Here is a 7,616-nt window from a genome sequence, read left to right as displayed (position 1 = left end):
GTTCAGCCTATGGCTGATCTGCCTGCTGGCCGGGATCCGGCTTGTGGCTGCCTTCAGGGCCTAACAATTTGATGAAGGCCTCATCGAATCATGGCGGGCTGAGAAAAGACAAAAATATTCAAAAACCCTATTCTGTTCTTCTTTTCAAAACTGTTTGCCATATTTTTTAAATTACACTGACGCATCTTTATGTCCTTACGAGCCACACCAACACCATCTCGCTCCTGGCCCGATTCCCGTACAGTCTGGCGCTGGCATTTTTATGCCGGCGTATTTTGTGTTCCCTTTATCGTGTTATTGGCGGTCAGCGGAGGGATCTATTTATTCACACCCCAGATTAATGCCTGGCTCGACCGCCCCTATGATCGTGTTTCCTTCACTGGCCCCCATACGACGGCACAGGCTCAAGTGGATGCTGCCCTTCACGCCGTCCCGGGTTCTACGCTCTCCGCGTATGAACTGCCGAACGAACAGAATGACGCAACCCGGATCATTGTGAAAAGTCGGGGGGAACGCATTCGTGTGTATGTGCACCCTGCAACCGTAGACATTTTGAAAATCATTCCGGAAGAGGACCGGTTTACCAGAATGGTGTTTCATTTTCATGGGGAATTGCTGATGGGCAATATCGGCTCAGCCTTTGTCGAATTGGCTGCCTCCTGGGCGATCATCATGATCACCACCGGCTTGTATTTGTGGTGGCCGCGGGATGCACCAGGGTTGGGTGGGATCATCTATCCCCGGTTAAACCGTGGCTCGCGAGGATTCTGGCGGGATCTTCATGCCGTCACAGGTTTCTGGATCTCTCTGTTTGTTCTGTTTTTACTCGTCACGGGACTTCCCTGGGCCAAGGTGTGGGGTGAGTATTTCAAAGAAATTCGTCGTGTGACCGGAACCGCCGTCGTGGAACAGGATTGGACGGTCGGGGCAACTTCCCGGAACACGAAACAGGATCCTTCAGGGGAACATCTCGCCCATACCGGTCAGACAATTCTTCCCGCTAACACTGTGGACCCTCTCTTGGACTATTCTCCGATCGATATCCTCCTGCCCTCTGTTCGTGCGCTAGATCTCCCCCCTCCTGTCTTCATAATGCCCCCTGCTCGTCCCGAAGGCCATTGGACTGCCAAGTCGGACACTCAGAACCGTCCACAACGAGTCAAAGTCATGTTGGATGCCACTACCGGGGCCGTTCTACAACGGGAAAACTTTGAAGACCGTCATGTGTTGGACCGGATAATCGGCTTCGGTGTGGCAGCTCATGAAGGGCAACTGTTCGGTTGGCCCAATGTGGTACTGGGGGTGTTCACTGCCGGGGGTCTCCTCGTGGTGGTGACAAGCGGCATTCTCATGTGGTGGCGTCGTCGTCCTTCCGGACTACTGGGTGCTCCTCCCCTACCCCAAGCCCAACCATTTTCAATCGGATTCATGATGTTGCTCCTATTCTTCTGTCTCTACCTTCCCTTGTTTGCCGCTTCTCTAACATCGATTCTGCTCATTGAGAAACTGCTCCTTCGCCGGGTTCCTCCACTTGCCCTTTGGCTTGGGCTTGAAAAACACGTCTGAAGGTAATCTCTCTGTCACGTTTTCAGCAATTTTAAATTGTTCAAGTTATTTCATTTACCGGAAAAACTGTAGTATGCATTGGCATCTGGTGCGTTTACGACCCGAACTCCTCATCTTAAAGTAGCTTAGGCTTTCACCCTTCTGGTAAAACTACACTCTCTCACCTTTAGGGATGATGAACGTCATTCTTCATCCTACATTCGAATATCTGTGGAGGCACCCATGATAAGACCGTTACTGTTTGGAGCCACTTCCGTGGTCCTCTCGATAGGCCTGCCAGTTGCAGTATCAGGAGTACTCGGGGCGGAACCATCTGTTTCGATGGTTCAGGCCGGACCTAAGCACATCATCGACCATAAGGGCATGCAAACAACCGGCCCCATGGCCCAACTGGATACAGACGGGACGATGCACCTCGCCTGGGGTGGAGAAAAGCAGGAAGAGCGGGGTATCTTTTATCTCAAGGTCCCACCTCAGCAGGAACAGTATCCCGAAGCGACCAAAGTCAATCCATCCAGTCCTCCCGCCACTTCCCTCCATGAACCACCGGCCCTGGCGTTAGGCCGCACAAAGGAGGTCTACATCACCTGGACCACCCCTCATCCGAATGCCGGCGGAAAACCGTTTGCTAACCTTCTTCTCCTGAGTCGATCCGTGGATGGGGGCATGACCTTTCTTCCCCCCGTTCAAGTCAACGACGACGAAGCCGTCACCGGCCATTCTTTTGACAATCTGACCGTGAGCCCGAATGGTTCTGTTCATATTTCCTGGCTTGATGCCAGGGAAGGGAAAAAAGATCCGGCCACCTATACCGTCGTTTCCCAAGATCGGGGCACCACCCTTTCCCCCAACATGAAAGTTGACGATTCCAGTTGTGTCTGTTGCCGGACACATTTGACCACTGCTTCTAATGGCACCGTCTATCTCGCCTGGCGAAAGGTCTTATCCGGAGCGGTTCGGGAAACGGTCGTGTCTCGTTCCATAGATAATGGGAAATCGTTTTCTCCCCCGGTCATCGTGGGCCATGATCAATGGGTCTTCGAGGGCTGTCCCCATCGTCCCGCCACCATGGGGGTCGACCAGCAAGGACGCCTCTATGTCACCTGGTACACGGAAGGCCCCGATGACACTCCGGGTGTGTATCTGGCGTACTCCGATGATCAGGGAAAAACCTTTACCCCCCGACGCTTGTTGAACATGTCGAAAGGCACGTTTCCGGATCATCCTCAAATGGCTGTGAATCAGGCAGGCCATCTACTCATCTCATGGGAAGAACAATCTCCGGTGCGGCGTGAAGTCGTGTTCACCTATTCCCTCGACCGAGGACAAACATTCAGCACCCCGAAAAAGATGAATGAAAAGAAAGCCAAAAGTCCGGCTGTGGCCTTGAATGACGCGGGACAGGCCGTCATTGCCTGGTCAGAGCAAGTGGCTTTCCCGGGATGGAGTACAGTAGTCCAGCCTCTTTCTTTTCCCACCTCGCGGACGGCTCAATTACACCCAATGCCATGACACCGCTTTCTCTGCTCGTTTCAGGGATCCTGGGAATCACCATGGCTTTGGGAGCTCCCTCTTCTTTCCCCTCCACCCTCAGCCGATTCGATACCAGTCAGAGCCTCCCCACTTTTCAGCTCCGCACCTTACAGGGGACGCCCATACATTCGGACCAATTGGCCGGCCGGGTTCTCATTTTAAATTTTTGGGCAACCTGGTGTGGGCCTTGTAAGGAAGAAATGCCGTCGTTAGAACGTCTTCGCCAAAAATTTTCCAAGGACCAACTCACCATTCTTGCGATCACGAGCGATATTCGTCCACGAGAAATCGAAGCATTTTGGCAGCAACTCAAGTTACATTTCGATGTCCTCTTGGATGAACAGGAAGAACTCTCTCAAGCGCTCATGGTTAGAAATCTTCCCACAACGGTGATTGTGGATACTCACGGACACCTGAGCCAACGAATCATGGGGCCCAGGGAGTGGGATAGCCCTGAATCCGTCTCGTACATCCATCACCTCCTTAACCCGAAGTAAATGCACCAGCGGCTTCAACCGATTGCCCTCCTGGCATCAAGCCTGTTTCTCGCCATGCTCCTGGCATCCACCGCCTGCATGGCCGTGCAGGACCTCTCTCACCACTCTCCGGAATCCCATCACAGCAAGACGAAACCTCTTCATGGGGTTCTCTGCACCTGGGCTTGTCACATCGAAAAACTTTCTTCAACCTCCCTGACCACCTCTCCATCGTGGCATTCGCCATTTCAGGCATTGGGCGCCGTTCTTCCTCTCCATGCACTCTCTCGTTCGCTCCCTTCTCTTTCGAATAAATCCGCCAGGGCTCCCCCACACTTCTTCCTGTCATTTTCCTCCTAAGTGATGCGCAAGGCTCCGTTGTGAGTTGCGGGAGATTCGCGTCTCCTTCCACTTGACCCTGGGGTCCAGCCCGGGTCTCAACGAACCTTCCCTCAGAAGGTCGTCGTCTTCGGCGCTGACAACACGCATGGCCCGTTTGGCGCAGCCATGTTTTATTTATCTTTTTTTTGTAAGGAGATGATCCCGTGAAACAGTTGCTTTCTTTCTGTTCGTGGAATTGGTCATTGTATTTTTTCGTATTTATCTTGAGCGTTCCGTTAGTTCTTAGTGTCTCCGCTCTAACTTTCGCTGCATCAAGTGAGAGCACTGTCCCGTCCCAGGAAATACTCCTGCAGCAACAACAGGACCTGGAGGGAGAACTCGATGAGGTCAACGCCCGACTCGAAGAAATCAGGAAACAACTGAGGGAATTAGATCAGACACCTGTCGCCCAACAATCAGAGGAACACCGGCAAACCCAGACAACCCTCCAAGAGGAGGAAGTGGAGACCTTAGAAGAAATGAGTATCGTCAGCACCAGGATTTTGAAGCGGCCGGAAGGGCTGACGATCTCCTCCACCCCTCAATCGGAAACCGATTCACAACCGACCCGAACCATGAAAGAATCCATGGAATCTCTTCCCGGTGTGGTGCTCCGCCAGGCCAATGGCCCCAGAGACTTCAGTATTTCCATTCGAGGCTCGGGAGTCAAAACGTCGTTTGCCATTCGGGATATCAAAGTTTATGAGGATGGATTTCAGCAAACGCAGTCGGACGGATTGTCCCGACTCGATATACAGGACCCGTGGTTCATGAGGTCGACCGAAGTGATCCGGGGAGCTGCGTCCTCACTGTATGACAATTATGCTCTCGGCGGGGTGGTGCATTTTAGAACCCGACGGGGCAGCGACATCCAGGGAGTCGAGAGCTTCTTTAGCGGAGGATCCTACGGATTTAACAAACAAGCGGTCGCCCTCGGCACTCAATACAAAAATCTGGACGTGTCGATGTTTGCCAGTAACGTAGCCGAGGACGGGTTCATTCATCACAGTGGATATAATACCCAGACGGTGAATTTGAATTTCCGCTTCACCATCGATGACAAACAAAACCTGTACATCAAAGCCATGACCAATTGGCTGGATACGGACGTGCCGACCCGGCTCACCAAAAGCCAGTTTAATCAAAATGATCGTCAGGCGGGAACGGGAACGGACGCCAGAGATCAAGCTCGCCTTGACCGCCGCACCATCATCGGGTTGATGTATGAACGGGAGTTGACTCCCAACCTCATCTTGACGACAGAAGGGGATTATGACGTCAAGGATATTAACCAATATTTCAACCAAATCACCGATAACGTGAATACCAATTGGAAACAATATACCGATTTGCGACACAGGGGGCAGATCTCCGGGATGCCGTTGAACAGCTATCTCGGATTCTTCATCAATAACATGGAACAGGAGGGTCAGACCTTCCAAAATTTAAACGATGGCCAAGGTACGCGAGGCAACTTGATCCAGAATAACCGGGGAACCATTCGAAATATCGGAGGACGATTCCGGGAAGAGCTGACATTCTTACCGGAATGGACCGTGGCCGGCGGCCTGGGATTCGAACAGTCCATCGTGAGCATCCAGACGATTAATTATACGAATGGGCTGGTCACCAGCCGTCCCAGCACCACCAAAACCTACTATAACTGGGCTCCTGAAATGTCACTGACGTGGAAACCCAGAGCAGGCTGGCGACATTGGATCAGGGGGTCCACCGGATATGGCATTCCGCAATTCAGTAATTTAACCCGAAACCCCGTCACGGGTCTTCCAGGCTCCAATTTTGATTTAAAGCCCCAAAAAAATGTGAACGTGGAATTCGGCCACGAAGCCCAGCTTCATGAAACCTTCAATATGCAACTTGTGGGATTCTGGATCTTCTTTCGGGATGAAATTATTTCGCAAACCATTTCAGGTGGGAACACGGCCTCCATCAATGCCGACTCTTCGGAATATCGAGGTGTCGAGCTCTCCGCCGATTGGCGACCGATACCCGGTTGGCAATTTCACGGTGCGTACACCCACATTGATGCCAAGTACATCAATTTCACAGACCGGTATCTGGTGAATGGCGTGGCCACCGATGTCAAACAGGACGGTAATGACGTCCCCAACGTTCCAAGCGATGTCCTCAATATGAAGGTCATGTATGATGATGTAAAGAACAATTGGGGAGCCTGGGTCGAGTCCAATTATTACAATAGCTATACCCTGAACAATGCCAATACCGTGGGAATTCCTTCCTACTGGATCATGAACGTCAATCTTCACAAGACCTTTACGTTCAACAATGATTGGGTTCGCTTTGCCAAGTTCTTTTTCGAAGTCAACAACATCGCGGATAAGACCTACGCGGCGTCCGGCCAAGTCGTGTCGGACTCGACACCTGATGCCGATAAGCAACTGTTCTTTGCCGGGTATGGCCGCTCTTTCTACGGGGGCGTGACGATCGGGATGTTCTAGTTATTCAATGGTATTTTCGTAAGGTGGGTCATGGGTGAGGGAGGCCATAGTGCTCCCTCACCTTGCAGATTGCACCCCGATTGGGCTGCATCCAATATGTACGAAAAGCATGATCGGGATGGGACCAGATATCCCTCTACCCAACCCTTCCTCTCGATTTTCCCTCAAAAGCCGAAAAAGCGGGTCACATCTTGTGACCCGCCTTTTCACCTCTGAAAATAAGATAGATTTAATGGCCCTGTTGGAGGTGCTTCAAGGCTTCCTGACTATGCTCGCCCGCGACCTCGCCGTGTCCCTGTTTGCCATGGTCCACCGCTTCGCCGAGATGACTGATGCCCTCACCGACATGGGCATTGCCACCTTCCTGTTTGGCAGCATCGGCATGCGAAAGGGCCTCCTCTGCATGCTTTGTTGCTTCGCCGGCATGCCCCATTTCCCCATGAGCTTTTGCCTCACCGGCATGTCCGATCGCTTCATGCAAATGCTTATCGCCTTCCGCTAATGTGACAGCCGGAACTGCCAAAAAGCCCAATACTCCAACACAACCAACAATTCGAATGAGTGTAGAGAATTTACTGATCATGGATTCCCTCCTTTGATTAATAACGTACCAACCATACAGCGGCCCATTTCCTCACGGTCCTCCCAACTCTATCTTCCCATGCAATGTTTGGCATAATCCATTATGCCATTCACATCAACGCTCCCTGCATGATTCTTTATCCGATGAACAATGTCAACCGCAAGCTAATATTAGGTCTTGGTAGCAAAGGTCCCTTATTGACGACAGCGTCGTTCTGACGAATTTACCCTTGACCCCACATGAATTTCCTGACTATTCAATTTCTCGAGGTTTTTATATTTTCACATGACCACAAACAAATTTTCCTGAACACATTGGAAAATGTGTTGCATACATGAGCAACGATCTGTAGACGATTTCCCTGGCTATTTCTATACTCTCCCCACGTCAGGCAGTCCTTTTATGTGATTCAGTTATGACCTGATCCATAGTGGTATCCTGACCAACATTGACACTTATTGCTCTTTTGGATAGAAGGTGCGATAGGGAACCCTGACCCCCTGGAAAAACCTTCTTCCTTCTGTGGAGAATGATCGGGATGGAGTCTGGTATTGACTACCTCCGCTCTTCATCCCGATCTTCACGGAAACTGCAATA

The 7,616-nt window shown here is 51.4% G+C and carries 6 protein-coding genes; 5 read left to right on the top strand and 1 reads right to left on the bottom strand.

Annotation, left to right across the window (positions count from 1 at the left end):
* The first annotated feature begins 189 nt into the window (after positions 1–189).
* The 5 genes from AAH187_RS18270 (at position 190) to AAH187_RS18250 (ending at position 6,436) form a co-directional block, all read left to right on the top strand.
* Complete coding sequence (locus AAH187_RS18270) at positions 190–1,566, top strand: PepSY domain-containing protein (protein WP_342349922.1); 1,377 nt, start codon at positions 190–192, stop codon at positions 1,564–1,566.
* A 222-nt stretch (positions 1,567–1,788) separates the two neighbouring features.
* Positions 1,789–3,078, top strand: coding sequence for a sialidase family protein (locus AAH187_RS18265; protein WP_342349921.1), 1,290 nt, complete (start codon positions 1,789–1,791; stop codon positions 3,076–3,078).
* Positions 3,075–3,596: a TlpA disulfide reductase family protein gene (locus tag AAH187_RS18260; RefSeq protein WP_342349920.1), complete on the top strand. Its 522-nt coding sequence runs from the start codon at positions 3,075–3,077 to the stop codon at positions 3,594–3,596. Before AAH187_RS18265 ends, AAH187_RS18260 begins: the two co-directional genes overlap by 4 nt.
* A complete protein-coding gene (locus tag AAH187_RS18255) occupies positions 3,597–3,935 on the top strand; it encodes a hypothetical protein (RefSeq protein ID WP_342349919.1) in 339 nt (112 codons plus the stop codon). It abuts the gene before it with no gap.
* Between the two features lie 185 nt (positions 3,936–4,120).
* Positions 4,121–6,436, top strand: a complete 2,316-nt coding sequence (locus AAH187_RS18250) for a TonB-dependent receptor (RefSeq protein WP_342349918.1) — start codon at positions 4,121–4,123, stop codon at positions 6,434–6,436.
* Positions 6,437–6,665: 229 nt separating this feature from the next.
* Here AAH187_RS18250 and smbP read toward each other — a convergent pair whose 3' ends face one another.
* Positions 6,666–7,019 carry a small metal-binding protein SmbP gene (gene smbP, locus AAH187_RS18245; RefSeq protein WP_342349917.1) on the bottom strand — a complete coding sequence of 118 codons (354 nt, stop codon included), beginning with the start codon at positions 7,017–7,019 and terminating at the stop codon, positions 6,666–6,668.
* Positions 7,020–7,616: the final 597 nt, after the last annotated feature.

This window comes from uncultured Nitrospira sp. (assembly GCA_902500695.1).
In the GTDB taxonomy this organism is placed as follows: domain Bacteria; phylum Nitrospirota; class Nitrospiria; order Nitrospirales; family UBA8639; genus Nitrospira_E.
This window is presented reverse-complemented; position numbering and strand designations above follow the sequence as displayed.